Below are 26,408 nucleotides of genomic sequence, written 5' to 3'. Positions count from 1 at the left end.
CCCTACGCTGGCACCTGACGGGCCAGCCAGCGCACAAAGGTGCGCAAACCCGGCCGCATGACACCGGGCCGCGTCACCAGATGATAGCCCGCCCCTGCCCGCGGCTCTTCAAACAACTGCACCAGACGCCCTTCCTTGATATCCGCCTCGACAAAGGCACGCACGGTCACCGCGATCCCCTGCCCGCCCCGCGCCGCATCCAGCACCAGATTGCCCGGCATCTGCATATAGGCCGCCACCGCGCCCTGTTCGACGCCATGATTGTGCAGCCACGTGGTGCTTTCGGTCGTGCCCAGTTCTTCCAACCACGGCAAACAGGCCAGATCGGCGGGGCTGTTCACGGGTCGCCCTGCGATCAGCGTGGGCGCCGCGACAACGACGATGGGCGATTCCACCAGCATCTGGCAGGTATAGTTCCCCCACGGCCCGACCCCGTAGCGGATTGCCAGGTCTATTCCGCCAGGGCTGAGATCAGCCAGTTTGGGCGTGGGGTCGATCAACAGCTTGATCCCCGGATAATCCGCCTGAAACGCGGGCAATCGCGGCATAAGCCACGAGGCGGCAAAGGTCGGCGTGGTCGAGACGTGCACCGCGCGCGCATCGCTGATACCGGTGATATCCTCGACCGTACGGGCGATGTTGCCGAACCCTTCACTGCACGCCTGCGCCAGCGCAGCGCCTGCTTCTGTCAGTTCCAGCTTGCGGCCTGTGCGGTCCACGAGCGGCACGCCCAGATGATCCTCGAGGCTGCGGATTTGCTGACTGACGGCGGCGTGGCTGACGCCCAAAGTGTCCCCTGCCCCCACCAAGGTGCCCTTTTCGGCAAAGGCCGCAAAAGCCCGCAGCGCGGCGAGCGGCGGCATGTGTCGCCAATCCATATGAAACCCCAGCTTACATAACGAAAATCCAATTGAGTCGCATGATCCGCGTGTTGGTCCCATATTTCAAGGACACAAGCGCAACACCGAAAGGAAACATCATGCTTGCTATTCTTGCAGATACTTTCAGAACCGCAACCCGGACCGAAAAGATGCGGGTTTATGACGCCCCGGACAAGGCCTCGCGCAAGCGCTGGCTGCCCGAGGGGCACTGGTTCGTACAGCCGCAACGTGACACAGATCCAACCGAGCTGTGAGTGGATGGATGGCTGAACTGAACGCGCGGATTCCCGTGGCGTCTCGCATGGCGCCGCGCACCGGCGCGCCTTGCGCAGATTCTGGCCTATCGCGAAAAAACATTGCCTGAACCACGACGGAAAAGCTGTTCTTGTGCGTTATACTTTCAACCAACGCGAAAGGAGTGCACCGCATGAAAATCTTCATCATGGCAATCGGTTTGACTGTTGCGCTGACTTTGGGCGTGGTGGCGGTCAATCTGCCGAAAGAACAACCCGTTACCTGGCTGGCGGCCCTTCAGGTGCCTGCCGTCCAGACCTCTGTCTTGACGACAGTACAATAAGCCCCGACGCCTTAGTGCGTCGCTTGCAGCAGCGTCCGGGTATAGTCCGTTTGCGGATTGTCGAACATCTCGGCCGCGGTGCCGTGTTCAACCACATCGCCCTGTTTCATCACCATCACCTGATGTGACATCGCCCGCACGACTTTCAGGTCGTGGCTGATGAACAGATAGGCCAGCCCGTATTTCTTCTGCAAGTTGCGCAGAAGTTCGACGATCTGCACCTGCACAGTCATGTCCAGCGCGCTTGTGGGTTCGTCCAGCACCACCAGCTTGGGGCGCAGCACCATGGCACGGGCGATGGCGATGCGCTGGCGCTGGCCGCCTGAAAACTCGTGCGGGTAACGGTCCATCGTGGCGGGGTCCAGGCCCACCTCGACCATGACTTCGCTGACCAGTTCGCGGCGGTCGCGGTGGGCGTCGACCTTGTGCACTGTCAGTCCCTCGGCGATGATCTGGGCGCAGGTCATGCGCGGGCTGAGCGCCCCGAACGGGTCCTGGAACACGATCTGCATTTCCGACCGCAACCGGCGCAGTTCGCGCGTCGACCATTTGCGCACGTCCTGCCCCATGTAGACGATCCGCCCCTCGGAGGAGATCAGCCGCATGATGGCCAGCGCCAGCGTCGTCTTGCCCGAGCCGCTTTCACCGACGATCCCCACGGTTTCGCCCGCGCGCACCGTCAGGCTGGCGTCATTCACCGCCTTTACATGACCGGTGGTGCGCCGCATCAGGCCGGTCTGGATCGGGAACCAGACTTTCAGGTGTTCGATCTCGGCCACGACAGGCGCATCCGCGGCCACGGGTTCGGGTGCTCCCGAGGGTTCGGCGTTCAGCAGCATCTTGGTGTAGTCGTGCTGCGGGTTGGCGAAAATCTCTGACGTGGGACCGCTTTCGACCACTTCGCCGTGGCGCATCACGAACACGCGGTCGGCGATGCGGCGCACGATGCCCAGATCGTGGGTGATGAACAGCATCCCCATGTTCTCGGTCTGCTTGAGGTCGGCCAGCAGGTCGAGGATTTGCGCCTGAATTGTCACGTCCAGCGCCGTGGTGGGTTCGTCCGCGATCAGCACGTCGGGCTGGTTGGCCAGCGCCATGGCTATCATCACACGCTGACGCTGCCCGCCGGACAGTTGGTGCGGATAGGCACCCAGACGGCTTTCGGCGTCGCGGATGCCGACCTTGTCCATCAGTTCCAGGATACGCGCACGCGCGGCCTTGCCGGTCAGCCCCTGGTGCAGGGCCAGGCTTTCGGTCAGCTGCTTTTCAATGGTGTGCAGCGGGTTGAGCGAGGTCATCGGCTCTTGAAAGATAAAGGAAATGTCGTTGCCCCGCACCTTCCGCAGAAGCGCATCGCTGGCTCCGATCATCTCTTGCCCGTCATAGGTGACAGAGCCCGAAACATGCGCGCTGTCGCCCAGCAGCGACACGGTGGACAGTGCCGACACCGACTTGCCTGAGCCGCTTTCGCCCACCAGCGCCACGGTTTCCCCGCGCGAGACCGAGAAAGAGACGCCTTTGACGGCATCGGTCAGTGCGCCGTCCTGGCGGAACGACACGCGCAGGTTTTCCACCTTGAGGATGGGATCAGTCATGAAAAGGTCTTTCGCGGATCAAAGGCATCGCGGATGCCCTCAAAGATAAAGATCAACAGCGACAGCATCACCGCGAACACGGTGAAGGCGGTAAAGGCCAGCCACGGTGCTTGCAGGTTCTGTTTGGCCTGCAAGGTCAGTTCGCCCAGCGACGGGGCCGACGATGGCAGGCCAAAGCCGAGGAAGTCGAGGACCGCCAGGGACGAAATCGTGCCGGTGATGAGAAAGGGCAGCATGGTCAGTGTCGCCACCATCGCGTTGGGCAGCATGTGGCGGAACATGATCGTCATGTTCCCCACGCCCAGCGCCCGTGCCGCGCGCACGTATTCCAGGTTGCGCGCACGCAGGAATTCGGCGCGCACCACGCCGACCAGACCTGTCCAACTGAACAGCACCAGCAGGAACACAAGCAGCCAGAAACTGCGCCCCAATATCGCGAACATGATGATGATGACATACAGGCTGGGGGTCGAGGACCAGATCTCGATGATCCGCTGAAAGATCAGATCGACCCAGCCTCCGAAAAACCCCTGAACCGCGCCCGCGATGATCCCGATGATGCTGGCCACGCCGGTGACGATCAGCGTGAACAGGATAGACAGCCGGAACCCGTGGATGACCCGCGCCAGCACGTCACGTTTGGTCGCGTCGGTGCCCAGCAGGTTCTGACGGTTTGGCGGCAAGGGTGCCGCGCCGGGACGGTCCACGGCGGTGTTGAACGAATAGGGGATCAGCGGCCAGATGGACCAGCCGCGGTCAATCTTCTGTCCGTCGATCTCGCCGTCTGCCGCATCAGCAATCAGCGCGTCGGGGTCGTCGAAACAGGCATCCATGCCGCCCGTGGCGATCAGGCATTTCACCTCGGGGTCGCGGTAAACGGCCTCGGTCTGGAAATCGCCGCCAAAGTCGGTTTCCGGGTAAAAGTTCCAGATCGGCGTGTAGAATTCGCCCTGATACCGGACGAGGATCGGTTTGTCGTTGGCCAGAAACTCGGCGAACAGGCTCAGCCCGAACAGCACCGCGAAAATCCACAGCGACCAGAAGGCACGGCGGTTTTTCCTGAAGTTGTTCCAGCGGCGTTTGTTCAGTGGTGACAGGCCAAAGGTCCGGCGGCGCGGGGCCAGAACCGGTTGCGCGATGGCGGGATCGGTTTCGTGCACCATCAGCCTTCCCTCCGCTCGAAATCAATGCGCGGATCGACCAGCACATACATCAGGTCCGACAGGATGCCGACCAACAGACCGATCAGGCCAAAGATGAACAGCGTGCCGAATACGATCGGGTAGTCGCGCGCCACCGCTGCCTCGAACCCCAGACGCCCCAGGCCATCCAGCGAAAAGATCGTCTCGATAATGATCGAGCCGCCAAAGAACACGCCGATAAACACCGCCGGAAACCCCGCGATCACGATCAGCATCGCGTTGCGGAAGACGTGGCCATACAGCACGCGGCGCTCCGACAGCCCCTTGGCGCGGGCGGTCATGACATAGTGTTTCTTGATCTCGTCGAGAAAGCTGTTCTTGGTCAGCAGGGTCAGCGTGGCAAAGGCACCGATTGTGCTGGCCAGAACCGGCAGCGTGATGTGCCAGGCGTAGTCCTTGACCTTGCCCCAGGCGCTGAGCGTGTGAAAATCGTCCGAGGTCAGGCCGCGCAGCGGGAATATCTGCCAATAAGACCCACCAGCAAACAGCACCAGCAGCAGGATCGCGAACAGGAAGCCAGGGATGGCATAGGCCGCGATGATGGCACCCGACGTCCACGTGTCGAATTTAGACCCGTCCTTGACCGCCTTTCGGATGCCCAGCGGAATCGAGATCATATAGGCGATCAGCGTCGACCAAAGCCCCAGCGTGATCGACACGGGCAGCTTTTCGATGATCAGATCGACCACGCTGACCGACCTGAAATAGCTCTCTCCGAAATCAAAGCGCATATAGTTCCAGATCATCCGCAGGAACCGCTCTGCGGGCGGCTTGTCAAAGCCGAACTCTTTCTCAAGCTCCTTAATGAACTCGGGCGGCAGGCCGCGGGCACCGATGTATTTGCTGTCCGACGCCGTGTTCAGCGCGTCCATGCCACCGGCATCGTTGTTGCCACCGGCAAAGCCCTCGAAGACGTCACCGCCGCCCTGGGCGCGGGCGATGGCCTGTTCGACGGGACCGCCGGGCACAAATTGCGTCAGCACGAAGTTGACCAAAAGGATACCCAGTAGCGTCGGTATGACCAACGCCAGCCGTCTTAGAATATAGGCACCCATCTGTTACCTCAGCGCGCCCGACGCACGCAGGGCGTCGGCTTTGTCCTGATTGTACCACCAGAAATCCATGTACCCCAATTCAAAGGGCGGGATGACATCGGGGTGTTCGTACTGGTCGTAATAGGCGACCCAATGGCTGGGATTGTACCAGACCGGGATCATGAAGAATTCATAGCGCAGCGCGCGGTCCAACGCCTTCAAGGCGATCTTTTCGTTGGCGCTGTCTGGTGCGTTCAGACCCGCATCGATGATCGCATCGACCAGGGGGCTGGACAGACCGGCAGGGTTGAACAGCGAGAACGCCGATGATTCCGAGCCATAAGCCTGATCCAGCCCGGTGTGGGCGATCAGGAATGTCAGGTACTGGTCATAGACCAGATCATAATCACGGTCCCGCTCGCGGTTGGTGTATTGCGACGGATCAACTTTTTCCAAGGTGATGTCGACGCCCAGCTTTTTCACGTTCGAGACATAGTTTTCCATCACCCCCGACAGCGTACCCGACGCCGACGAGTTAAACAGGAAGTTGAGCTTCAAAGACTCGCCGTTGGCATTGCGGCGAATGCCATCGTTGCCCACGGCCCACCCGGCCTCGTCCAGCAGTTGCATCGCGGCGCGGGTGTTGCGGCGGTCCAGCAAACGTTCGGGGCTGGAGGTGTGGGGGACAAGCGCAGGCTCGGTCAACATCTCGGGCGGAACCAGATCGCCAAGGCTTTTCAACAGTTCCAGCTCTGCCCCTTCGGGCACGCCGTTTGCCATGACGTCCGTGTCCTGAGTGAATGAGGCGCGTTGTTTGAACAGGCCATATTGCAGGCTTTCGTTGGTCCATTCAAAGTTGAAGGCCAAAGCCAGTGCCTGGCGCACGCGACGGTCTTTCAGCGGTTCGGAACCAAGGTTGAACACGATGCCCGTGGGTGTGGGAGGCGAGCCGTCTGGCAAATCCTCGACCTTGATCGCGCCGCTTTCCACCTTGGGGAAATCATAGCCCGTCGCCCATTTCTTGGAATCACTCTCGCGGCGGAAGGTATACACCCCGGCCTTGAAGGCCTCGAAAGATGCTGTGTCGTCACCGAAGTATTCGACGCGGATCTGATCGAAGTTGTTCCGGCCCACGTTGAACGGCAGGTCATTGCCCCAATAATCCGGGTTCCGCTTGTAGACGATACGGCGGTTCACATCGACGCTGTCGATGACATAGGGACCAGAACCGGGGGAAACTTCCATGCGGCCTTCGTTCAGGCCCGCGCCCGTCTTTTCGTACCACGCCTTTGACCATGCGGGCACCGCACCGACCTGATCAATCAATGTGCGCCGCGAAATGCCGGGGGCGAAATAGAATTTAATGGTGTGGTCGTCGATCACCTCGACCTTGGGGATGCGCTTGCGCACCCCGTCTGCATAGGATTTCAGCCCCTCGTCCAGCAGCAGGTTGTGCGAAAACTCGATGTCATAGGCCGTGACCGGCGTGCCGTCCGAGAACTTTGCCTCGGGGCGCATGTGGAAAATCACCCAGTTCTTGCCTTCGTCGTATTCCAGGCTTTCCGCCAGCAACCCGTAGGATTCGGCATAGACATCCGCAGGCACCGCAGCGCCGGTTGGCCCTTCGCCCAGCAGGCTTTCGTACATCATCGACGACAGCGCCCCGGCGCGTCCCTTGCGGGTATAGGGGTTCATCGAATCAAAGGTGCCCACCACGCCCAGCGAGATTTCACCGCCCTTGGGCGCATCCGGGTTCACATAGGAAAAATGTTTGTAATCCTCGGGATAGCTCAGGTCGCCGTAAAAAGAGTAACCATAAGTATCAATGATCTTTTCATCCGTCGCGGCATTGGCATCCGTGGCCGCCGCATCGTCAGCCCAGACAGGCAAGGCCAGCAGCAACGCCAACAACAGCGCCAAACCTGCGGCCCAAACGCTTTTATCCGTCGTCGTACGGCAGGCCCTGGCGATAGCGCGGGCCTTGGGGCTGCGGTGGCGTAACATCATGATACCTGTCCTCCTTGGTGGGGGTCGTTTTTGGCGTTGGTTTCAACGCAATATGGCACATCTACGCTAAAGGGCCAGCCGCACCGGATACAAGTTGCGTTTCCGTGAACGGCGGTGAAACGTCAAATAAAAACCAGAGCGCAAGAAAAAGGCCGCCTGCGGGATGCAAGCGGCCTTTGACAATCTACAAATAACAGTTCGATCAGTTCGAAACGCTTTGGATATAGGCAATCACGTCCGCACGATCCTGCGGCTTTTTCAGACCGGCAAAGCCCATCGCCGTGCCCGAGATATAACCACGCGGGTTTTCGATGAAGTGGCTGATTTCCTCGGGTGTCCACACACCACCGTGGCTGGCCATGGCCGCCGAATAGCTGAAGCCTGGAACCGATCCAACCTCGCGGCCGACAAGACCGTCAAGGTGCGGACCTGTGCCGTTCGTGTCGTCAAGCTTGTGACAGGCCGAGCATTTGCGGAAAACCTTGGCACCGCTTTCGACGTCGGCATTGGCCATCAGCTCGTCAAAGTTCACCTCTTCGGCAGGGGCGGCATCGCCACTGGCGTCGGCCACTTCGATGACATAGGCCGCCTCGCCATGGCTTGCAGGGTGATACAGCCCTTCGGCTGCCCACTTGCCCAGCAGGAAAATAAGAAGCGCGCCACACAGCGCCCCGGCCACCTTTGTCGTCGTCATAGTGTCGAACATTTGTCTCGCATCCACGTCTATGGGTTTGGCGCGGTTTCTACGGCTTCCCCTTGGCTGTGGCAAGGTGTAGTTACCGCGACCAATCGCCCTGCCCCCGCAAATCATCGCGGGGCCTACGACAAAGGACCAATCATGCCGGAACGTATCGCCTTTCAGGGAGATCTGGGCGCCTACAGTCACGAAGCCTGCCTGAACGCACGGCCCGGGGCGATTCCCGTACCCTGCACCACCTTTGACGACGTGATTGATGCCGTGAACAGCGGTGCCGCCGATCTGGCCATGTTGCCGGTCGAGAACACCACCTATGGCCGCGTGGCCGACATTCACCGGCTGTTGCCGCAATCGGGGCTGCGTATCGTCGGTGAAGCCTTTGTTCGCGTGCGTATCGCTGTGATGGCAAACCCTGGCCAGACACTGGACGACATCAAACATGTGCGCGCGCACATGGTGCTGATTCCGCAGGCGCGTGCCTTTTTGAATGCCCATGGAATCACCGCCGAAACCGCAGCCGACAGCGCCGGTGCCGCCGCCGATATCGCGGCCTCTGGCGAAATGGGCGTGGGCGCGTTGGCCTCGAAGGTCGCGGCCGAGATTCACGGGCTGACCGTTCTGGCCAACGACATCGAGGATCAGGGCCACAACACGACGCGTTTCCTGCTGATGGCACCGAAAGCCGACTACAGCCGCCGCGCCGATCGCATGATCACCACCTTTGTCTTTGAGGTGCGCAACATTCCCGCAGCCCTTTACAAGGCGATGGGCGGCTTTGCGACCAACGGGATCAACATGACCAAGCTGGAAAGCTATATGGTTGGCGGCGCGTTCACCGCGACCCAGTTTTACGCAGACATCGAAGGTCACCCCGAAGACCCCGGTGTGGCGCGGGCCTTGGAAGAGTTGGATTATTTCACCAACATGATCAACATTCTGGGGGTCTACCCCGCCGCACCCGGACGCGACTGACGCGAACACAACCTATGCGATTAACCGTTTGCGTTGAATCCCGGCACGGCGTATGACCTTTGTCAGCCCTTGATTTGTATTGGTATTTCAAGGGCTTTCAATTGCCGATCCGCTGTAAACTCACTTCTGAAATGAGCCTGCCAGATGCCAGATTCTTTCGAAAAATACAGTCTGACCTGGCACATCACGCCGGACATATTGGGTGTGCTGAGTGCCAGCGGCAAATTCGAAAACACCAACCCTGCTTGGTACAGGGTTTTGGGCTGGTGTGCCCACGAGGTCGAGTCACAGGAATTTTTCCAATTTGTTCACCCCGATGACATCGCCAGAACCGAAACTGCCTTTGAGATCATCCAGCGCGGCAAGCCGATCATGGGCTTTGAAAACCGCTATCGCCATCAGAACGGCAGCTATCGCTGGCTGTCATGGAACTGTGTCCCCGAAGGCGACAGGTTCTATTGTTCAGCCCGCGACGTCACCGAGGACAAGCTGAACCGCGCAAACCTGAAGAACCGCGAGGAAGAGGCCCGTTTTCGTGAGCAGTTCATCGCGATCCTGGGCCACGACCTGCGCAACCCGCTGGCCGCGATCAACGCCGCGACCCGGATGTTGCAACGCAAGGAAGAAGACCCCGCCAAGCAGCAGCTGATGGCCGGCATCCAGGATTCGGTCTCCCGGATGTCTGCGCTGATCAACGACATGATGGACTTTGCCCGCGCACGGCTGGGCAATGGCATCAACCTTGCGACCCCGACAGACTGTGAATTGCACAAGATCCTGAACCAAATGCTCGAGGAAATCCGGCTGGCCCACCCGCAGACCCGGTTCGAAGCGGAATTAGACTTTGCCGATCCGGTGCGGGTCGACAGCATGAGGATCACACAGCTGGTGTCGAACCTGCTGGCAAATGCCGCGACACATGGCGACAATGCCGACCCCGTGCGTTTGCGCGTCACGGACAAAAGCGATCATTTTGTCCTGTGCGTTCACAACAGCGGGACTCCGATCCCCGCCGAGCGGCAAATCGGTATTTTCGAACCGTTCTCGGGATTTGAACCGGACAAAGATCAAAAAGGGCTCGGCTTGGGCCTGTATATCGCCGACCAGATCGCCCGCGCGCACGGGGGCGCGATGCAAGTGGCATCGGACGAGACCGGAACGCGGTTTACATTCACGATGCCCCGCGCCGCCTAGGCCGAGCGTTTATAGCGCTCTTCCATGGTTTTGGCGTATTCGGCCACGCGCAGCTTGAACCGTTTGGTCAACGATGTCTTGGCCAGCTTCAACGATTGCACCAACAGGCGCGCTGACAGGTTCAGCGGCACGATGTCCAACGAGATTGCCACCCGCGTGCGCGTGCGCGACAGCGCCATCAGTTCGATATGGAACGTGCCCTCAAGCCCGGCCGAGCGATAGGTCAGAAGCATCTCTTGCGGGCGGTCGAAACGGCTCATCTCCAGCTGCAGCTTGCGCATCTTGCCGCGCATTGAAAACACGACGTCCCACATCATCCCGACACCGGGCTTGGGCAGCCGGTCAACGCGCTGCACTTCAGCACCGCGACGCATGGCCGAGCGTTCAAAACCCTCGAAATCGCAGAGCATGTCAAACACGCCTTCGACAGGGGCTTCGATGTCCTCTCGGGTTGAAAATTTCATGGCACTGCCCGCTCTCTTTTGAGATTTTCTATCAGCTTCATCTTAATCCAAAGTATCCGCAAGCCAGTTCTCCAGCAAGAAGTGCGCGATTGCCCCCTTGCGCGCAGGCAACAAGCGCGGGTGCTCTCCGGCAAAGGCCTGAACCATTTCCTCGCGGCTGACCCACATGGCATCCTCGATCTCGACCGGGTCAATCTGGATTTCGTCCGTGGTCGCCACGCCGTGACAGCCGAACATCAACGACGCCGGGAACGGCCAGGGCTGGCTGGCCAGATAATCGACCTGGCCCACGCGCACACCGCTTTCCTCGAACACCTCGCGGCGCACGGCAGCCTCCAGCGTCTCGCCGGGTTCGACAAAGCCCGCCAACAGCGAATACATGCCGTCGGGCCAGCCGGGCGAGCGCCCCATCAGAACAGAATTTCCGTGTGTAATCAGCATGATAACTACGGGATCGGTGCGGGGAAAGTGGCTGGTGTGACAGGCCGGACAGGCCCGCCGCCATCCGGCATCGGCGATCTCGCTGGCCGCGCCGCATTTGGCACAGAACCCGTGGCTGTCGTGCCAGCCGAGGATCGCCTTGGCCGTCGCGGCCAGTTCCGCGTCGCGCGGGCTGAGCCAGGTCATGATACGGCGCAATTCGGCAAAAACTTCGAGATCGTCCAATGTCGGGTGATGCTGTTCGCTGGGGTCCAGAAATCCGCCAAGGGCGGCCATGTCGGTCTGGTCCGGTTCCCATTTCGACAGGTCAAAGGCAAAGCGCGGCGCGCCGTCCTCTCGGCCCAGAAAGATCGGCGCGTCAGTCGCGTCCTTCAGGATCGGGTGATCCATCGGCAGACGCATCAGGATCGTGGGGCGAATGCGCACGATCAACGGCTTGCCACGCCACAGCACGATCGCACGGGCATCGGGATGCGCACGCGCCTCGGCTATGGCTTGTGGGTTCGCGCGTATCTCGCCTGCGCGATCCAGCGCCGAACCTCCGAATGTCACCGTTTCCGCGTGTCGCATCTGACTTGTCTCCCTCGCACCGGAGTAACCTGTGCCACGCGGGCCGGAATGGTTCAATCCCACGAAATCCATGCCGGTCAGGCGTTTGCGCAACCTAAAGGCAAGGCACCGCGCAGGATTTTCTTCCCGTGATTGCCCGTGCGACACTCGACACGCACCGCGAATCCCAAAAATCGGTGCAGGCAAACGGTTGCCATGCCGGCGCACGCCCCCTATATGGGGCATCGAGAGGTTGGCGCGGGCGAGCGCCTCGCCAACCCGGTCAGATCCGGAAGGAAGCAGCCGTAACGAGTCCCGCTTGGGTCGTTGTCCAATCTCTCACCTACGCCCCTTGCCCGGCAAAGCGGCGTGTTCCCCTTACAGCTTTTGTGCGGCAAACGTATCGCATTGATCAATCTGCCCGCTGTCATAGCCGCGCTGGAACCAGCCGGACCGCTGTTCCGATGTGCCATGGGTAAACGTATGCGGTTGCGGCACTTGCCCCGCCTGACGTTGCAGGTAATCATCACCGATCTTGCGCGCCGCATTCAACGCCTCTTCCAGGTCGCCCCGCTCCATCAGGCCGCGCACTGACTGCGCCCAGACGCCCGAGAAACAATCCGCCATCAGCTCAAGCCGCACGGTCAGCGCGTTCGCCTCGGCGGTGCTGGCCTGTTGGCGGGCCGCATTCACCTGTTCCAGAATGCCCAACTGGTTCTGCACATGGTGGGCAACCTCATGCGCGATCACATAGGCGGCGGCAAAATCTCCATCCGCGCCCAGGCGCTGTGACAGCATGTCGAAAAACTGCGTGTCGAGATATGCCTTTTGATCCACCGGGCAATAGAATGGCCCCGTCGCGCCGGATGCACCGCCACAGGGGCTTTGAGTGACGCCGTCAAAGACAACCAGAACCGGCGGCGTATATGCGCGCCCCACTTGGTCGGCAAAGATTTGCGTCCAGACCTGTTCGGTCGTGGCCAGAACCTGCGATGCAAATTGCGTGCCTTCGGGGTCCGCGGGCTGCGCGGGCGCGCCCTGTTGTGTCTGCTGCTGACCTGCGCCCTGCACCAGCGGCGTCACGTCGATGCCGGTGAAATAGCCGACGGCCAACACCACCAGCAGACCGACAACACCGATGCCACCCGCAGCGCCCGCACGCCCGCGCCCGCGGACCTCGACATTCCGGCTGCCCTTGATTCCCCGCAAACGCATGATCTTTCTCCCCTTTGGCAACAACACCGCTTGTCAGCCAACACATTCGCACCAGATTAGTTCAATGTCAGACAGAAATGAATTGGCCGAAGAACGAACCCACTGGGCTGAGGATCGCACCAGCCTGGCCAACGAACGCACCTTTGCGGGCTGGATGCGCACTGGCATGGGTGCCATCGCGGTCGCGATCGGCCTGAAAGCCGTGTTCGGCGCGTTTGAACCCACGTGGATGGCAAAAGCGGTTGCATCGATCTTTCTGGCCGCCGCCTTGTTCATGTTCTGGTCGGCCCAGCGACAAGCCTCGCGCACGCACGGGCGTCTGAGCCAGCGCGACGCGTCGATCAAAACGCCGCGCTATTTCATCATCGTGGCATCGGTCATGGCGTTTGGTGCGCTTGGCACTGGCGTCATCCTTTGGTCATTGTAGGCTTGGACGGTAGACGCCGCCGCCCCCAGCACATAGGTTTGGCCGGTCACTCGAATCCAGCAAGGTTGCCATGACCGACACAGTCCCCGCCCAATATCAGGTACTGGCCCGCAAATACCGGCCCGAAACCTTTGCCGATCTCGTCGGTCAGGATGCGATGGTGCGCACGCTGAAAAACGCGTTCGACGCCGACCGCATCGCGCAGGCGTTCATCATGACCGGCATTCGCGGCACCGGCAAAACCACCACGGCACGGATCATCGCCAAGGGCATGAACTGCATCGGCCCGGACGGCAACGGCAAGCCGACGACCGAACCCTGTGGCAAATGCGAGCATTGCGTGGCGATCATGGAAGGCCGCCACGTGGACGTGATGGAAATGGACGCCGCATCGCGCACCGGCGTGGGCGACATCCGGGAAATCATTGATTCCGTCCACTATCGCGCGGCCTCGGCCCGCTACAAGATCTACATCATCGACGAAGTGCACATGCTGTCGACCAGTGCGTTCAACGCGCTGCTGAAAACGCTGGAAGAACCACCAGCCCACGTCAAGTTCATCTTTGCCACCACCGAGATCCGCAAGGTGCCGGTGACGGTGCTGTCGCGTTGCCAGCGGTTCGACCTGCGCCGGATCGAACCCGAGGTGATGATCGCGCTGATGCGCAAGATTGCCAGCGCCGAAAACGCCGAGATTGCCGACGACGCGCTGGCGCTGATCACCCGCGCCGCCGAAGGGTCGGCGCGCGATGCGACGTCATTGCTGGATCAGGCCATTTCGCACGGTGCGGGCGAGACGACCGCCGAACAGGTCCGCGCCATGCTGGGGCTGGCCGACCGGGGCCGCGTGCTGGACCTGCTGGACATGATCCTGCGCGGTGATGCGGCTGCGGCCCTGACCGAGCTGGGCGCGCAATATGCCGACGGGGCCGATCCGATGGCCGTGCTGCGCGATCTGGCCGAAATCACCCATTGGGTCAGCGTTGTCAAAATCACGCCCGAAGCATCGGAAGACCCGACAGTATCGCCCGACGAACGCCAGCGCGGTCAGACCATGGCCGAGAACCTGCCGATGCGGGTGCTGACGCGCCTGTGGCAGATGCTGCTGAAAGCCTTGGACGAGGTTGCCGCCGCCCCCAATGCGATGATGGCCGCCGAAATGGCGATCATCCGCCTGACCCATGTCGCCGACCTGCCAACGCCCGAGGAACTGGTACGCAAACTGAACAGCACGCCGCCCCCCGGCCCCGGCGGCAACGGCGGCACGGTCGGTGGCGCGGCATCGGGCGGTGCCACGCAAGCCTATGCCCAGGCCGCCCGCCCTGCAGGACACAGCGGTGGCGGCCCCACGGCGGCACTGGCGGTCGACGCTGACAGCGCGCTGGCCCGTTTCCCGACCTTCGAGCATGTGGTCGAACTGATCCGAACCAATCGCGACGGGAAATTGCTGATCGACGTGGAAACAACGCTGAAGCTGGCCGCTTACCAGCCGGGGCGCATCGAGTTCGTGCCCGCCGAGGGCGCGCCGCACGATCTGGCGCAGCGGCTGGGCGCGCGCCTGCAGACATGGACCGGCAACCGCTGGGCTGTGACAATTGTCAACGACGGCGGCGGCAAGACCATCGCCGAGGTCCGCGACGCCGCCGAACTGGAACAACGTGCCGAAGCCGAAGCGCACCCGCTGGTCCAGGCGGTCATGGCACAGTTTCCCAAGGCACGGATCACCGCGATCCGCACGCCAGAAGAGATTGCAGCCTCGGCGCAGGTCGAAGCCCTGCCCGAGGTCGAGGACGAATGGGACCCCTTCGAAGAAGACTGACCCTTGCCCTGAAGGGCGCGCGACATCACATATCAGATCAAAGACACACCCAAGGAGACAACGATGCTTAAAGGACTGGGCGGGCTGGGCGACATGGCCGGCATGATGAAAAAAGCCAAGGAAATGCAGGACAAGATGGCGCAGATGCAGGACGACCTGCAAAACGTCATGGTCACCGGCGAATCCGGCGCCGGCCTGGTCAAGGCAACCGCCACCGCCAAGGGCGACCTGACCGCACTGGACATCGACCCCAGCATCTTCAACAGCGACGACAAGGAAGTGGTCGAGGATCTGATCCTCGCGGCCATCAAGGACGCCCAGGCCAAGGCCGCCGCGAAGTCGCAGGAAGAACTGTCCAAGATGACCGAAGGTCTGGGCCTGCCCGCAGGCATGAAACTGCCGTTCTGACGGCCGTTCATCTTGCCCCTTATACTCCCCCCGGAGGGTCGGCCTGCCAAAGGCCCCCACCGGGCAGGAATGCAACCCAAGGACCACGCGTGAGCTCGACCGACGACATCGACGCCCTGATCGAGATGATGGCGAAATTGCCGGGCCTTGGCCCCCGGTCGGCACGGCGCGCGGTGCTGCACCTGATCCGCAAACGCGCCTTGCTGCTGACGCCACTGGCCGACGTGATGCAGACCGTCGCCGCCACCGCGCGCGAATGTCTGAACTGCGGCAATGTCGGCACCACGGATGTCTGCGATATCTGCACGTCGAACAAACGCCAGAACGGCGAATTGTGCGTGGTCGAGGACGTGGCCGACCTGTGGGCCATGGAACGTTCGGGCATGTTCAAGGGGCGCTATCACGTGCTGGGCGGCACGCTGTCGGCGCTGGATGCCATCGGCCCCGAAGAACTGCGGATTCCGCGCCTGATCGACCGGATCGAGGCCGAGGACGTGCGCGAGGTCATCCTGGCGCTGAACGCCACCATCGACGGCCAGACCACCGCGCACTATATCGCGGACCAGCTTGAAGGCCGTGTGACGATGACCACATTGGCCCAGGGCGTGCCCGTCGGCGGAGAGCTGGATTACCTCGACGATGGTACGATCACGGCCGCGCTGCGCGCCCGCAAACCGGTCTGAACCCGTTGTAAAACGATAAAAGGTCGCCTGCTCCTCCCAAAGCAGACGACCCTATTCCGCGCGATCTATCGTTCAGAGAACGATCACATCCAGCGGCGGAAATCCGTTGAACCCGATGCTCGCATATGTGGTGGTATAGGCCCCACAGTTGCGAATCATTACCTTGTCTCCGGCACTCAGACCCACAGGCAACAACATTGGACGCTTTTCGTAAAGTACATCTGCACTGTCGCACGACGGGCCGGCCAGAACGCAGGGGCCCATTTCCTCGTCATCACGCGCCGTCGTGAACTGGTAACGGATCGCTTCGTCCATGGTTTCGGCCAGGCCCGAGAACTTGCCAATGTCCAGGTAAACCCAACGGTGCATGTCGTCATCCGACTTGCGCGACACCAACAGAACTTCGGCTGCGATGTGACCGGCCTCGGCCACCAGACCACGGCCCGGCTCTGCCATCACGTAGTCCACAGCACCGAAACGAGCACGTACGGCATGCATCACGTCCGAGGCATAGCTGCGCGGCGCGTCGATGGATTCGCCGTAGAAGGCAGGAAAACCGCCGCCCAGGTTCAGAACATTCAGGTCGTGACCGGCCTCTTTCGCCATGGTCCAGACTTTGGCCATTTCATCCAGAACAGGGTTCCAGAAGGCAGCGCGGCGGGTCTGGCTGCCGACGTGGAACGAAATGCCCACGGGGCGCAGACCCAGCTCAACAGCCATATCCATCAGCGGCACGACTTTCGCCGCAGAGCAGCCGAACTTGCGGCTCAGCGGCCAGTCGGCTTGCGAATGCTCGACGATCACACGGATGTAGACACGCGCGCCGGGGGCGTGTTCGGCCAACTTCAACAGCTCTTCTTCCGCGTCTGCAGCGAACAGGTCGATCCCCACGCCATAGGCAAAGGCGATGTCCGACACTTTCTTGATGGTGTTGCCGAACGAAATGTCACAGGCTTCGGCGCCCTGGCTCAGGCACAGTTCGATTTCCGCCCGGCTTGCCGCGTCAAAGCGCGATCCACGGGCCACGAGGGTGCCGATAATTTCGGGTTGCGGGTTTGCCTTCACGGCATAGTGGATACGGGCACCAGACAGGCCCTCGGCCAGCGCATCGTACTGTGCGGCCACACGCATGGGGTCCAGCACCAGTGTGGGACGGTCGAATTGACGGCTGGCAATATAAGCAGCCGCGCGGTCATGAGAAATAGCATCAGCGGCGCGGGCAATGCCGCGTGTTGTAACGTTCATGGACATCTCCAATGACAACCGCCCATCGAAGGGCGGGGTTGAGTATCAGAGACGTTACCGTCGCTACATAAACGCGGGTCAGTCAGGTGAACTGACCGGCCAGAGGCGCGTGCGTTGGCGTCTGTAAATGCGCACGTATATGCATTGTGGATTCGTACAAGATGTAAAATGCAGTCGGCCCCGTTTTCTCGAAATTCAAACAGTTGCGCATCATAGGTTCAGCCTGCACAAAAGGGCGGCAGGGTTGCCCCCACCGCCCTTTCACAGGTCTAATTTGCCTGCAATCAGTTGTCGTCGTCTTCGTCGTCGTCACCGCCCTCGGGCAGGTTGAACAGGTTGGCGGCATCCAGGTGCGCGCTTTTCTTGTCTTCGTCTTCATCCTCATCACGGCCTGACAGGCTGAATGTCTCCAGACCTTCGATCGCCGTGGGGATCTTGGGCTCGGCCTCCATACCAAGGCTTTGCTCGGTGCTGACCAGCTTGCGGCGCTCGTCATCGGTCATCACGGCACCTTCAGCGGCCTTCTTGGCAGCGGCCTTTTGAACGGCGGCGTCCAGTTCGGACTGTTTGGTCAGGCCAAGCGCGACGGGATCAACAGGCTGGATGTTGGCAATGTTCCAGTGCGTGCGCTCACGAATCGCCTGAATGGTCGGCTTGGTTGTGCCCACCAACTTCGAGATCTGGCTGTCCGCCAGTTCGGGGTGGAACTTGACCAGCCAATAGATCGCGGCGGGACGGTCCTGACGTTTCGACAGCGGCGTATAGCGCGGGCCACGGCGTTTTTCCTCGCCCTGGGCAGCTGCGTTGAATTTCAGCTTCAGCTTGTGCGCGGGGTTCTTTTCCGCGGCGTCGATTTCGTCCTGCGTCAACTGGTTGTTGGCGATGGGGTCAAAGCCTTTGACGCCTGCTGCCACGTCACCGTCGGCGATGCCCTGCACTTCGAGTTCATGCATTTCGACGAAGTCGGCAATCTGCTTGAAGCTGATTGTCGTATTGTCCACCAGCCAGACGGCTGTCGCCTTGGCCATGATCGGTTTTGCCATTGTCTCGCTCCTTTAAGCATAACTTTCCCGTCGCCTGAAAGGGCTGTCCTGCGGGGCAGAACGGTTTCCATTGTCGGGGAACTTGGCGGCTATATACTGTTCCAAGGGGCATAAGGAAAGAGGCGAATGCGCGCAGCACTGATCTGGCTTTGTATGGCCCTGCCCGTTTGGGCGGAAAACGACCGTGCGGGGGTGTTCGACTATTACGTGATGTCGCTGTCATGGTCGCCCAACTGGTGCCTGCGGGAAGGCGATGCGCGCAGGTCACCGCAATGCGATGACAGCCAGGATCACGGCTGGATTCTGCATGGCCTGTGGCCGCAGTACCATCGCGGATTTCCATCCTATTGCAACACCGCTGAGCGCCCGCCATCGCGGGGCATGACCGCACAAATGTCTGATATCATGGGCACATCCGGCCTGGCATGGCACCAGTGGAAAAAACACGGAACCTGCACCGGCCTGAGCGCCGCCGACTATTATGCCCTGTCGCGCGAGGCCTATGCCTTGGTCGTGCGCCCACCCGTTTTTCGCAAGATCACCAAGCGGATGAAGCTGCCTGCATCCGTCGTCGAAGAGGCATTCCTGCAAGCCAATCCCGGATTCGAGCGTGATGGCATCACCATCACCTGTCAGGACGGCATGATAGAGGAAGCCCGCATCTGCCTCTCGCGTGATCTGAAACCGGTGCCCTGCGGGCAGGACGTGGTGCGCGATTGCCGGATGAAAGACGCCGTTTTCGATCCCGTGCGATAGCAAAGAAGGCCGGAACCTGCGGCGGGGATACCTGGTGCCAAAGAACCATACGCCCGGACGCAAAAGGGGCGGATCACCACAGTGTCCGCCCCCCTCCCTGGTTCATAAAGTCCGCGCCAGAGGCTTCCGCGGGGGCGGCAGCCGCTACAGCGTCAGGATGGTGCTGCCGGTCGTCTTGCGGGCCTCCAGCGCGCGGTGCGCTTCGGCCACATCTTTCAGCGCAAACCGTTGATCGATGCGGATCTCCACATCACCGGACAGTACCTTGTCGAACAGGTGTTGCGCCATTTGCTGACAGGTTTTGTGGTCGGCAATATGGGTAAAGATCGACGGTCGGGTGATTTTCAACGATCCCTTGGGGCCCAGAATGCCCAGGTCAAACGGCGGCACCGGCCCAGAAGCATTCCCGAACGAGATCATCATGCCCAGAGGTTTCAGGCAATTCAGCGATCCGTCGAACGTGTCCTTGCCCACGGCGTCCATCACCGCGTCAACGCCCTTGCCGTCGGTCAGTTCACGCACCCGTGCGACCCAGTCCTCGGTGCGATAGTTGATGCAATGCGCGGCCCCATGCTCGCGCGCCAGCGCGCATTTTTCGTCCGTACCAGCGGTGCCGATCAGCTTGATCCCTTCCGACCGCGCCCATTGACAGGCGATCAGCCCCACACCGCCGGCGGCCGCGTGGAACAGCACCGTATTGTTCATTTGCAATGGCGTTGTCCGATGCAGCAGATACTCTACCGTCATGCCTTTCAGCATCATCGCCGCACCCTGTTCAAAGCTGATGTCGTCGGGCAGCGGACAGACCTGTGCCGCGGGCATCACCCGCGCCTCGCAATAGGCACCGGGTGGTTGTGCCGCATAGGCTGCACGGTCACCAACGCTGAGGTGTGTGACCCCCTCGCCCACCGCCTCGATGATCCCGGCGGCCTCCATCCCCAGCGCGTGAGGCAGTTTCATCGGATAAAGCCCCGTGCGCTGGTACACGTCGATGAAATTCAGCCCCACCGCCTTGTGCGCGATACGCACTTCACCGGGGCCGGGATCTCCGACGGGGCGGTCTTCGAGAACAAAATTCTCGGGCCCGCCGTTTTCCTTGATGATTGCTGTCAGTGCCATGTCAGGGACCCCCTTATGCGCCGCCGATTTCCAGAACGATCTTACCGATATGGGTGCTGGTTTCCATGCGCGCGTGCGCGTCGCACGCTTGCTCGAAGGCAAAGGTGCTGTCCATCACCGGCGCAATCTTGCCCGCCGCCAGCAACGGCCAGACCGCTTCGCGCAGGTCCTGTGCGATGCGCGCCTTGGCCAGATCGCTTTGCGGACGCAGCGTGCTGCCCGTCATCGTCAGTCGGCGCGTCATCAACGGGGCAAAGTTCATCTCGACCTTGGGCCCTTGCAGGAACGCGATCTGCACCAGCCGCCCATCATCGGCCAGCGCCGACAGGTTGCGCGGGATGTAATCGCCGCCCACCATGTCCAGGATCAGATCGGCGCCGCCTGCCTCTTTCATGACCTCGACGAAATCCTCGTCCTTGTAGTTGATCGCCCGCTCTGCGCCCAGTTCAACACAGGCGGCACATTTTTCTGCCGACCCAGCGGTGACAAAGACCCGTGCGCCAAAGTGCTGGGCCAACTGGATTGCCGTCGTGCCGATCCCGCTGGACCCGCCGTGGATCAGGAACCGCTCGCCGCCTTTCAGCCCGCCGCGCGTGAACACGTTGGACCAGACGGTAAAGAAGGTTTCGGGCAGGCAAGCCGCCTGTTTCATGTCCATGCCGTCAGGCACAGGCAGGCAATGCGCGGCGGGTGTTGCCACGTATTCTGCATAGCCACCGCCGGGCAGCAGGGCACATACCTTGTCGCCCACGGCCCAATCGGTCACGCCTGCGCCAACTTCGGTGATCACGCCCGACGCTTCCAGCCCCGGCAGATCGCTGGCGGTCTTGGGTGGCGCGTACATGCCTGCACGTTGCAGGGCGTCGGGGCGGTTCACACCGGCAAAGGCCACCTTGATGACAACCTGACCGTGCCCGGCCTGCGGCATCGGGCGTTCGGTGGGTTGCAATACGTCCGGCCCGCCGGGCTTGGTGATCTCGATCGCGCGCATGGTCTGTGTCATGGGGAACTCCTGAATGTCATTTTCACATGCCTAGCAGGGCGCAGGCCGGGACGGAACCGACAGCACATCACGCGGCAGGCGCGGCACGTGGCGTCAATTGCGGGGCTTGCTCCAGCGACCGGGAAAACCGCCCCGGTCCGAAGGGCGCCTGATCGCTTCCATCAACTTGTTCGGGCCTGCCATCAGCCTGGACAGAACAGGATTGTCACGCACCTGCGCCTTGAGCTTTTCGATCTGCATGACGTTGTCGATGCGCCTGTCCAGAAACGCCCATGTCGCCTGGTGGTCGATACTGTCATCGCCCAGCCAGTACAGCACAGTCGAACCATAGACACCCGACAGCGTGGCCCGCTTGGTGTACCAGTTCACATCGTCCGAGGTGTCACCCAACGCGGTCCAGATGGCATCGGCCGTGCCCCAGATCGCCTTGGCCCCGTCGGCGGCATGAGTGGGCAGCGCAAACAGCGTGGTGCCACGGCGCACGGCTTCCTTGTCCTCGACCGCCTCAAGCCGGTAGCGCACGGCGGCAGCGATGCGGTCACGAAAGCGCAGGGCGCTCAGGTCTTCGGACTGCAACCGCGCGACCATCGCCTGATCGCCCGCCGCATGATAGGCCAGCGCCAGATCGACCGCACCGCGCGGGCACACGGCACGCGCAACCGCCGGCGCCACGTCCGCGTCGCGGATGGCGGCCTGAAAGGTCGCATCGGTCCAGCCGTCGAATGCCACGTGGCTCAGGGCCGCCTGCAACAGCGCCTCCTTGGTTTCGGCATAGTTCGCGTTCATCTCGATACCTCCTTGTGGCGGGTGCGTCCGGGTACTGGACAAACTAGGTCACAGTTGCTATATGCCCACTTCCTGCAAATCCTTGCAACTCAACTTAGAAAGGTGGTGAAAACCACATGCAGGTTAGTGTTCGCGACAACAACGTCGATCAAGCGCTGCGCGCCCTGAAGAAAAAACTTCAGCGCGAAGGTGTGTTTCGTGAAATGAAGCTTAAGCAGCATTTCGAGAAACCCTCCGAGAAAAAAGCACGCGAGAAAGCCGAAGCGATCCGCCGTGCCCGCAAGCTGGCACGCAAAAAGGCTCAACGCGAAGGTATGATGTAAGTCATCCCCGGCGTAAGCTGCTTTAAGATTACGGACCCCCGCATGGCCACGCCTGCGGGGGTTTGTTGTTTTCCGGGGCAGGCGAATCGCGCTTAGCCGCGTGCGGCGGCCAGGATCATGTCGCTGGCCTTTTCCGCCATCATGATCGTCGGCGCATTGGTGTTGCCACTGGGGATGGCAGGCATGGCGCTGGCATCCACCACGCGCAGGCCGCCGACCCCGCGCAGGCGCATCTCACCGTCCAGCGGCGCATCATCGCCCCCCATCCGCACCGTGCAGGTGGGATGAAAGATTGTCGTGCCCACATCCCCTGCCGCCTGCGTCAGCTCGGCATCGGTCTGCGCCTGCGCGCCGGGCTTCAATTCTTCCGGCGCATAACGTTGCATCGGGGTCTGCGCCATGATCTCACGCACCTGACGGATGGCATCACGCGCAACCTGACGGTCGCCTTCGGTGGACAGGTAGTTGGGCGCGATGACAGGCGCATCGTGCGGGTCCGCCGACGCAATCTGCACCGTTCCACGGCTTTCGGGACGCAGGTTGCAGACACTGGCGGTGATTGCGGGGTAATTGTGCAAGGGCTGGCCAAACGCCTCGAGCGACAGCGGCTGTACGTGATATTCCAGATCCGCCGTGGCCAGGTCGGGACGCGACTTGCTGAACGCGCCCAACTGGCTGGGGGCCATCGACATCGGGCCGCTGCGGCGCAGGGCATATTCCATGCCGATCATCGCCTTGCCCCACAGGCTGTTGGCCATGGTGTTCAATGTCTTGACCCGTGTCAGCCGCCAGGCACAGCGCAATTGCAAGTGGTCTTGCAGGTTGGCCCCCACCTGTGGCGCGTCATGTTGTACGCCGATCCCATGTTCTTGTAACAGATCGCCCGGGCCGATGCCCGACAGTTGCAGGATTTGCGGACTGTTGACCGCACCGGCACACAGGATCACCTCGGCCCCCGCCCGCGCCTGTCGGGTCTCTCCGGCACGGTCGTATTCCACGCCCACGGCGCGCCCGTCCTTTATCAGGATGCGGCGGGTGTGGGCCTGTGTCTCGACCTTCAGCGTCTTGCCCGTCGCGGTGCGCAGGAACGCCTTGGCCGTGTTCATGCGCCAGCCGTTGCGCTGATTGACGCGGAAATATCCCACGCCTTCGTTGTCGCCGGTGTTGAAATCGGTGACCTTGGGCAAGCCCCAGGCCGCAGCCGCCTCCATCCAGTCGTCCAGCAGGTCCCAGTGCAGGCGCTGGTTCTCAACCCGCCATTCGCCGCCTGCCCCGTGCATGTCTGACGGTCCATCAACGTAATCTTCGGATTTCTTGAAATAGGGCAGCACATCGTCCCAGCCCCAGCCGGTCAGCCCCATTTGCCGCCAGCCATCGTAGTCCGCCGCCTGCCCGCGCAGGTACAACATGCCGTTGATCGACGAACAGCCGCCCAACACCTTGCCGCGTGGGTACAACAGCGACCGCCCGTTCAACCCGTCCATAGGTGCTGTGCGATACATCCAGTCGGTGCGCGGATTGCCGATGCAATAGAGATAGCCCATGGGGATATGCACCCAATGGTAGTTGTCCTTGCCGCCCGCCTCTAACAGCAACACGCGGTGCCCCGCATCGCTCAGACGCTTGGACACCACGCAACCGGCGCTGCCTGCGCCGACAACGATATAATCCCAATCGCTCATTTCTCCCCCCAGACCGGCAAGGCCGTTGTCTTGAACACCGTTCGCAAGGCAAAGCTGGACTGCATCTGCGCCACACCGGGCAGGCGTGCCAGGTGCTGACGGTGGATGCGTGCAAAGTCCTCGGTGTTTTCAGCGACCACTTTCAGGATATAATCGGCGGTGCCTGCCATCAGGTGACACTCCAGCACATCAGGTATCCGGCGCACCGCTTTTTCAAAGGCGTCCAACACCTCGTCCGCCTGCCCCTGAAGCGTGATTTCGACGAAAACCGTTGTCGACACGCCCATCTTGCGTGCATCCAGCAAGGCAACGTAATCTCGGATGTATCCCTCGGCCTCCAGCCGCTGCACCCGCCGGTGACAGGCCGAGGCGCTGAGGTTGACCTGTTCCGACAGGTCCGCATTCGACATCCGGCCCTTGCGCTGAAGCGCTTCGAGAATACGCCGATCGGTCGCATCTACTGACATTTACGCACATTCCTTCGAAATAATAGCGTTTCAACGCCAGACTATTCGACGAAAGGGGCAAATGGCGAGGGGCCTTTCGTGGGTTCTTGCGGCCGAAAGGCAATAAACTGTGCGTCATACTGCAACACGAGGGAGTGGCAGATGAAAATCGGATGTCCAACAGAGATCAAACCACAGGAATTTCGCGTCGGGATTACCCCCAACGCCGCACAAGAGGCCGTGGCGCACGGTCACACCGTCCTCATTCAGGCGGGTGCCGGCGTTGGCGCGGGGTTTGAAGACACGGCTTACACGGCTGCGGGCGCGCAGATCCTCGGCACGGCCAAAGAGGTCTTTGCCGCCGCTGACATGATCGTCAAGGTCAAGGAACCCCAGGCCGTCGAGCGCAAGATGCTGCGCGAGGGGCAGGTACTGTTCACCTATCTGCATCTGGCACCGGACCCCGACCAGACCCACGACCTTCTGGCCTCGGGCGCGACCTGCATCGCCTACGAGACCGTGACCGACCGCATGGGCGGGCTGCCATTGCTGGCCCCGATGTCCGAGGTTGCCGGCCGGCTGGCACCGCAGGTCGGCGCGTGGACGCTGCAAAAGGCCAATGGCGGGCGCGGCGTGCTGCTGGGCGGTGTGCCGGGTGTCAGCCCCGCCCGAGTCGTGGTGATCGGCGGTGGGGTGGTCGGCACCCATGCCGCGCGTGTCGCGGCGGGCATGGGCGCGGACGTGACCGTGCTGGACCGTTCACTGCCGCGTATGCGCTATCTGGACGATACCTTTGCCGGTGTGTTCAAGACCAGCTATGCCAGCGCGGGCAACACCATCGAGTTGGCGCGTTCCGCCGACATGATCATCGGCGCAGTGCTGGTGCCGGGCGCTGCCGCACCCAAGCTGCTGTCACGGGCGCAACTGTCCGAGCTGAAGCCCGGCGCGGCGCTGGTGGATGTGGCGATTGATCAGGGCGGGTGCTTCGAGACATCCAAAGCCACCACGCACCAGGACCCGATCTATGACGTGGACGGGATCATGCATTACTGCGTGGCCAACATGCCGGGGGCTGTTGCGCGGACATCCACCATTGCCTTGGGCAATGCCACGATGCCCTTCATGCTGGCACTGGCCGACAAAGGTTGGAAACAGGCCTGTGCCGATGATCCGCACCTGCTGGCAGGGCTGAACGTGCACGCGGGCAAGCTGACATATGCGGCCGTGGGCGAGGCGCTGGGGCTGGCTGTGACCACACCCGAGGACGCGCTGAAACTATAAGCGTCGGCTGGGGCTCTGCCCCTCGGCGCATACGCGCCTTCCCCCGGAGTTTAACCGGCAAGATGAAGCGAAAAGGCCCGTGCGGAGCGATCTGCGCGGGCCTTTGCCTGTTTAACGCTTGGCCAGCTGGTCGCGGATTTCCAGCAGCACGTCCAGCTCGGACGGGCCCGCGGGCACCTCGGGGGCGACATCCTTGGGCTTTTCAGCGGCGGATTTGATGCGGTTGACCATCTTGACCAGCATGAACACCACAAATGCGATGATCAGGAAGTTGATGACAGCCATCAGGAACGATCCATAAGCAAAGACCGATGCGCCCGCCTCACGGGCAGCTTCCAACGATGCACCAGCCGGAACCTCACCGGACAGAACCGCGTAATTGTTGGTGAAATCGACACCACCGGTGAACAAGCCGATGATCGGGTTGATCAGATCAGCCACCATCGAGCTGACGATGGCGGTAAAGGCAGCGCCCACAATGATACCAACGGCCATGTCCATGACATTGCCCTTGGCGATGAAAGCTTTGAATTCGTTCAGCATGTTTGGTCCCTCGTTA

The 26,408-nt window shown here is 61.5% G+C and carries 27 protein-coding genes, 1 other RNA gene and 1 pseudogene; 12 read left to right on the top strand and 17 right to left on the bottom strand.

Annotation, left to right across the window (positions count from 1 at the left end):
• Positions 1–2: 2 nt before the first annotated feature.
• A complete protein-coding gene (locus tag BUC08_RS08310) occupies positions 3–863 on the bottom strand; it encodes a LysR family transcriptional regulator (RefSeq protein ID WP_318173652.1) in 861 nt (286 codons plus the stop codon).
• A gap of 116 nt (positions 864–979) precedes the next feature.
• On the opposite strand from BUC08_RS08310, the gene BUC08_RS24590 reads away from it, so the two are divergent.
• Both BUC08_RS24590 and BUC08_RS24585 read left to right on the top strand, forming a co-directional pair.
• Positions 980–1,135 carry a hypothetical protein gene (locus BUC08_RS24590; RefSeq protein ID WP_156024893.1) on the top strand — a complete coding sequence of 52 codons (156 nt, stop codon included), beginning with the start codon at positions 980–982 and terminating at the stop codon, positions 1,133–1,135.
• Positions 1,136–1,308: 173 nt separating this feature from the next.
• Complete coding sequence (locus BUC08_RS24585; RefSeq protein ID WP_156024892.1) at positions 1,309–1,458, top strand: hypothetical protein; 150 nt, start codon at positions 1,309–1,311, stop codon at positions 1,456–1,458.
• An 11-nt stretch (positions 1,459–1,469) separates the two neighbouring features.
• On the opposite strand, the gene BUC08_RS08305 is transcribed toward BUC08_RS24585, so the two are convergent.
• The 5 genes from BUC08_RS08305 to BUC08_RS08285 all read right to left on the bottom strand — a co-directional run bounded on the left by BUC08_RS08305 (position 1,470) and on the right by BUC08_RS08285 (position 8,002).
• Positions 1,470–3,053 (bottom strand): ABC transporter ATP-binding protein, encoded by a 1,584-nt coding sequence (locus BUC08_RS08305; RefSeq protein ID WP_037927892.1) that lies wholly within the window; start codon positions 3,051–3,053, stop codon positions 1,470–1,472.
• A complete protein-coding gene (locus tag BUC08_RS08300; protein WP_081855414.1) occupies positions 3,050–4,216 on the bottom strand; it encodes an ABC transporter permease in 1,167 nt (388 codons plus the stop codon). Before BUC08_RS08300 ends, BUC08_RS08305 begins: the two co-directional genes overlap by 4 nt.
• Entirely contained in the window at positions 4,216–5,310 is a 1,095-nt protein-coding gene (locus tag BUC08_RS08295; protein WP_037927889.1) for a microcin C ABC transporter permease YejB, read from the bottom strand. The genes BUC08_RS08300 and BUC08_RS08295 overlap by 1 nt, the downstream gene beginning before the upstream one ends.
• Before the next feature lie 3 nt (positions 5,311–5,313).
• Positions 5,314–7,296 carry an extracellular solute-binding protein gene (locus tag BUC08_RS08290; RefSeq protein WP_037927886.1) on the bottom strand — a complete coding sequence of 661 codons (1,983 nt, stop codon included), beginning with the start codon at positions 7,294–7,296 and terminating at the stop codon, positions 5,314–5,316.
• Positions 7,297–7,498: 202 nt separating this feature from the next.
• Positions 7,499–8,002: a c-type cytochrome gene (locus BUC08_RS08285; RefSeq protein ID WP_037927884.1), complete on the bottom strand. Its 504-nt coding sequence runs from the start codon at positions 8,000–8,002 to the stop codon at positions 7,499–7,501.
• A gap of 132 nt (positions 8,003–8,134) precedes the next feature.
• On the opposite strand from BUC08_RS08285, the gene BUC08_RS08280 reads away from it, so the two are divergent.
• On the top strand, positions 8,135–8,965 hold the full coding sequence (locus BUC08_RS08280) for a prephenate dehydratase (protein ID WP_037927882.1): 831 nt from the start codon (positions 8,135–8,137) through the stop codon (positions 8,963–8,965).
• 144 nt (positions 8,966–9,109) lie between these two features.
• On the top strand, positions 9,110–10,159 hold the full coding sequence (locus tag BUC08_RS08275; protein ID WP_037927879.1) for a PAS domain-containing sensor histidine kinase: 1,050 nt from the start codon (positions 9,110–9,112) through the stop codon (positions 10,157–10,159).
• On the opposite strand, the gene BUC08_RS08270 is transcribed toward BUC08_RS08275, so the two are convergent.
• Positions 10,156–10,623, bottom strand: a complete 468-nt coding sequence (locus BUC08_RS08270) for an SRPBCC family protein (protein ID WP_037927876.1) — start codon at positions 10,621–10,623, stop codon at positions 10,156–10,158. The genes BUC08_RS08275 and BUC08_RS08270 overlap by 4 nt on opposite strands.
• 42 nt (positions 10,624–10,665) lie before the next feature.
• Positions 10,666–11,634 carry an NAD(+) diphosphatase gene (gene nudC / locus BUC08_RS08265; protein ID WP_037927873.1) on the bottom strand — a complete coding sequence of 323 codons (969 nt, stop codon included), beginning with the start codon at positions 11,632–11,634 and terminating at the stop codon, positions 10,666–10,668.
• 225 nt (positions 11,635–11,859) lie between these two features.
• Between nudC and ffs the strand changes: the two genes are divergently transcribed.
• An RNA gene (ffs, locus tag BUC08_RS08260) (signal recognition particle sRNA small type) lies at positions 11,860–11,958 on the top strand.
• A 33-nt stretch (positions 11,959–11,991) separates the two neighbouring features.
• Here ffs and ypfJ read toward each other — a convergent pair.
• Positions 11,992–12,828, bottom strand: coding sequence for a KPN_02809 family neutral zinc metallopeptidase (gene ypfJ, locus BUC08_RS08255; RefSeq protein WP_037927870.1), 837 nt, complete (start codon positions 12,826–12,828; stop codon positions 11,992–11,994).
• A 64-nt stretch (positions 12,829–12,892) separates the two neighbouring features.
• Between ypfJ and BUC08_RS08250 the strand changes: the two genes are divergently transcribed.
• The 4 genes and pseudogenes from BUC08_RS08250 (at position 12,893) to recR (ending at position 16,165) form a co-directional block, all read left to right on the top strand.
• A complete protein-coding gene (locus BUC08_RS08250; RefSeq protein ID WP_037927865.1) occupies positions 12,893–13,255 on the top strand; it encodes a YidH family protein in 363 nt (120 codons plus the stop codon).
• Positions 13,256–13,322: 67 nt separating this feature from the next.
• Positions 13,323–15,074 (top strand): annotated as a pseudogene (locus BUC08_RS08245) (DNA polymerase III subunit gamma/tau); the annotation flags it as partial.
• Between the two features lie 63 nt (positions 15,075–15,137).
• Entirely contained in the window at positions 15,138–15,482 is a 345-nt protein-coding gene (locus BUC08_RS08240) for a YbaB/EbfC family nucleoid-associated protein (RefSeq protein WP_028957097.1), read from the top strand.
• An 89-nt stretch (positions 15,483–15,571) separates the two neighbouring features.
• Positions 15,572–16,165 carry a recombination mediator RecR gene (recR, locus tag BUC08_RS08235; protein WP_037927856.1) on the top strand — a complete coding sequence of 198 codons (594 nt, stop codon included), beginning with the start codon at positions 15,572–15,574 and terminating at the stop codon, positions 16,163–16,165.
• Positions 16,166–16,237: 72 nt separating this feature from the next.
• Here the strand turns inward: recR and BUC08_RS08230 are convergent, their stop codons facing one another.
• Positions 16,238–17,416, bottom strand: coding sequence for a type III PLP-dependent enzyme (locus tag BUC08_RS08230; RefSeq protein WP_037927854.1), 1,179 nt, complete (start codon positions 17,414–17,416; stop codon positions 16,238–16,240).
• Positions 17,417–17,694: 278 nt separating this feature from the next.
• Positions 17,695–18,453 (bottom strand): DUF1013 domain-containing protein, encoded by a 759-nt coding sequence (locus BUC08_RS08225; RefSeq protein ID WP_037927851.1) that lies wholly within the window; start codon positions 18,451–18,453, stop codon positions 17,695–17,697.
• A 126-nt stretch (positions 18,454–18,579) separates the two neighbouring features.
• Between BUC08_RS08225 and BUC08_RS08220 the strand changes: the two genes are divergently transcribed.
• Positions 18,580–19,209, top strand: coding sequence for a ribonuclease T2 family protein (locus BUC08_RS08220; RefSeq protein WP_037927848.1), 630 nt, complete (start codon positions 18,580–18,582; stop codon positions 19,207–19,209).
• A 144-nt stretch (positions 19,210–19,353) separates the two neighbouring features.
• Here the strand turns inward: BUC08_RS08220 and BUC08_RS08215 are convergent, their stop codons facing one another.
• From BUC08_RS08215 to BUC08_RS08205, 3 genes are all read right to left on the bottom strand, one after another.
• A complete protein-coding gene (locus BUC08_RS08215) occupies positions 19,354–20,328 on the bottom strand; it encodes a quinone oxidoreductase family protein (protein WP_037927845.1) in 975 nt (324 codons plus the stop codon).
• A 13-nt stretch (positions 20,329–20,341) separates the two neighbouring features.
• A complete protein-coding gene (locus BUC08_RS08210) occupies positions 20,342–21,331 on the bottom strand; it encodes an NAD(P)H-quinone oxidoreductase (RefSeq protein ID WP_037927843.1) in 990 nt (329 codons plus the stop codon).
• A 93-nt stretch (positions 21,332–21,424) separates the two neighbouring features.
• A complete protein-coding gene (locus BUC08_RS08205; RefSeq protein ID WP_037927840.1) occupies positions 21,425–22,117 on the bottom strand; it encodes a COQ9 family protein in 693 nt (230 codons plus the stop codon).
• Between the two features lie 116 nt (positions 22,118–22,233).
• Between BUC08_RS08205 and rpsU the strand changes: the two genes are divergently transcribed.
• Positions 22,234–22,440 carry a 30S ribosomal protein S21 gene (rpsU, locus tag BUC08_RS08200; RefSeq protein WP_007118112.1) on the top strand — a complete coding sequence of 69 codons (207 nt, stop codon included), beginning with the start codon at positions 22,234–22,236 and terminating at the stop codon, positions 22,438–22,440.
• 92 nt (positions 22,441–22,532) lie between these two features.
• Here rpsU and BUC08_RS08195 read toward each other — a convergent pair whose 3' ends face one another.
• A complete protein-coding gene (locus BUC08_RS08195) occupies positions 22,533–24,122 on the bottom strand; it encodes a GMC family oxidoreductase (protein WP_037927837.1) in 1,590 nt (529 codons plus the stop codon).
• A complete protein-coding gene (locus tag BUC08_RS08190) occupies positions 24,119–24,589 on the bottom strand; it encodes an Lrp/AsnC family transcriptional regulator (RefSeq protein ID WP_028957292.1) in 471 nt (156 codons plus the stop codon). The genes BUC08_RS08195 and BUC08_RS08190 overlap by 4 nt, the downstream gene beginning before the upstream one ends.
• Before the next feature lie 141 nt (positions 24,590–24,730).
• Here BUC08_RS08190 and ald point away from each other — a divergent pair, with 141 nt between their 5' ends.
• Entirely contained in the window at positions 24,731–25,849 is a 1,119-nt protein-coding gene (ald, locus tag BUC08_RS08185) for an alanine dehydrogenase (RefSeq protein WP_037927835.1), read from the top strand.
• A 111-nt stretch (positions 25,850–25,960) separates the two neighbouring features.
• On the opposite strand, the gene mscL is transcribed toward ald, so the two are convergent.
• Entirely contained in the window at positions 25,961–26,392 is a 432-nt protein-coding gene (gene mscL / locus BUC08_RS08180) for a large conductance mechanosensitive channel protein MscL (protein ID WP_037927833.1), read from the bottom strand.
• Positions 26,393–26,408 lie beyond the last annotated feature (16 nt).

Origin of the sequence: Pseudosulfitobacter pseudonitzschiae, assembly GCF_900129395.1 — a bacterium.
Taxonomy (GTDB): Bacteria; Pseudomonadota; Alphaproteobacteria; order Rhodobacterales; family Rhodobacteraceae; genus Pseudosulfitobacter; species Pseudosulfitobacter pseudonitzschiae.
The sequence above is the reverse complement of the archived record's forward strand: the minus strand, read 5'-3'. Positions and strand labels throughout refer to the sequence as shown.